Genomic DNA, 1,920 nt, shown 5'->3' on the forward strand with positions numbered 1-1,920 from the left:
GTACCCCGCCACGCCCCCGGCCCCGCGTCCCGACTCAGATCAGGCGGCGGGCGGTGGCCCAGCGGGTCAGCTCGTGCCGGTTGGACAGCTGCAGCTTGCGCAGCACCGCCGAGACGTGCGACTCGACCGTCTTCACCGAGATGAACAGCTCCTTGCCGACCTCCTTGTAGGCGTAGCCGCGCGCGATCAGCCGCAGCACCTCGCGCTCGCGCTGGGTCAGCCGGTCCAGGTCCTCGTCCACGGGGGTGGCGTCGCTGGAGGCGAAGGCGTCGAGCACGAAGCCGGCCAGGCGCGGGGAGAACACGGCGTCCCCGTCGGCGACCTGGAAGATCGCCGCGACCAGGTCGTCGCCGGTGATGGTCTTGGTGACGTACCCCCGGGCGCCGCCCCGGATGACGCCGATGACGTCCTCGGCCGCGTCCGACACCGACAGCGCCAGGAACCGCACCGGCCGGTCGGCCGCCGCCATCAGGGACGCCGAGCGCCGCAGCACCTCCACGCCGCCGCCTCCGGGCAGGTGCACGTCCAGCAGCACCACGTCGGGCCGGGTGGCCTTGATGACGGTGAGTGCCTGATCCACGTCCCCGGCCTCGCCGACGACCTCCACCCCGGTCTCGTCGGTGCGGCCGATCTCGGCCTGCACGCCGGCCCGGAACATCCGGTGGTCGTCCACCAGCACCACCCGGACCCGCCCGGTCGGCCCCCCGCCGTTGCCGTTTCCGCCGTTCCCGCCGTTGCCGGTGGTTCCCTGCCCGCTGTTCACCGTCGTGCCTCCGCTTCCCGCCTCATTCGGCCCGCTGCCCCTGGTCCTGCCCGTCGCGTTCCATCGTCAGCACCACCTCGGTGCCCTCGCCGGGCGCGGTGCGCACCCGGGCGCTGCCGCCGTGGCGCTGCATGCGGCCGATGATGGACTCCCGCACGCCCATGCGGTCCCCGGGGACCGCGTCGAGGTCGAAGCCGGGACCCCGGTCGCGCACCGACACGAAGACGGTACGCCCCTCGACCTCCGCGAACACCTGCACGGGGCCGCCCTCGCCACCGTACTTGGCGGCGTTGACCATCGCCTCGCGGGCCGCCTGGAGTTGTGCCGAGAGGCCCTCGTCCACGGGGCAGTCGCCGACGCACACCACCTCGATCGGCACGCCGTGGTGGTCCTCGACCTCGGCGACGGTGGCGCGCACCGCCTCGGCGAAGGTGCCGGGCGCGGCCTCGGCCTCGCCCGCGTCGGCCTTCTCGCCGGCCGCGCCGGAGGCGGCCCGTTCGGAGGACTTGTACAGCCAGGCCCGCAGGTCGCGTTCCTGGGCGCGGGCCAGGCGGGCGACCTCGCGGGGGTTCTCCGCGTTGCGCTGGATGAGGGTGAGGGTGTGCAGGACGGAGTCGTGGATGTGGGCGGCGACCTCGGCGCGTTCCTGGGCGCGGATGCGCATGGTGCGTTCCTCGGAGAGGTCCTGCACGACCCGCACCAGGAAGGGGCCGGCGAGCAGGGCGATGCCGACGAGCACGGCCAGCGCCGCCTGGAGGATGCGGCTGAGGTCCTCGCTGGCGCCCTGCACGACGACGAACAGCACCACGCCGATGACCACGAGCAGCACGCCGGCCGCGCTGCGGGCCACCGGGAGCCATCCGCTGCGGCGGGTGACCTCGGCCCAGTGGGCGCGGCGGCTGTTGTCGACCTGCCGCCACACCACGGCGGCGCCGATGCCGATGAGGAACAGCGGCCAGACGTAGCCGATGCCGACCTGGTGCTCCAGGCTGTTCCACAGGGCGATGACGCCGATGCCGAGCACCACCAGGGCCAGGCCCCGGTTGCGGCGCGCGGCGCCGCGTCTGCCCTCGCGCTCGGCCTCCGGGGCGGCGAAGGGGTTCCCGGCCCCGGCCGCGCCGGCTTTGCCGGTGGCGCCGGCCGGTCGGGTGGGTCGC

General features: G+C 74.6%; 2 protein-coding genes. Both read right to left on the reverse strand.

The annotated features are described in order from the left end of the window. Positions 1 to 34: 34 nt before the first annotated feature. The gene (locus tag FNQ90_RS21380; RefSeq protein ID WP_182607850.1) at positions 35 to 763 is read right to left on the reverse strand and encodes a LuxR C-terminal-related transcriptional regulator; all 729 of its coding nucleotides are present in this window, start codon (positions 761 to 763) and stop codon (positions 35 to 37) included. Positions 764 to 785: 22 nt separating this feature from the next. After that, a partial coding sequence (locus FNQ90_RS21385) for an ATP-binding protein (protein ID WP_182607851.1) occupies positions 786 to 1,920 on the reverse strand: 1,135 nt, incomplete at its 5' end.

The sequence above is a fragment of the Streptomyces alkaliphilus genome, from assembly GCF_014141535.1.
GTDB classification, from domain to species: domain Bacteria; phylum Actinomycetota; class Actinomycetes; order Streptomycetales; family Streptomycetaceae; genus Streptomyces; species Streptomyces alkaliphilus.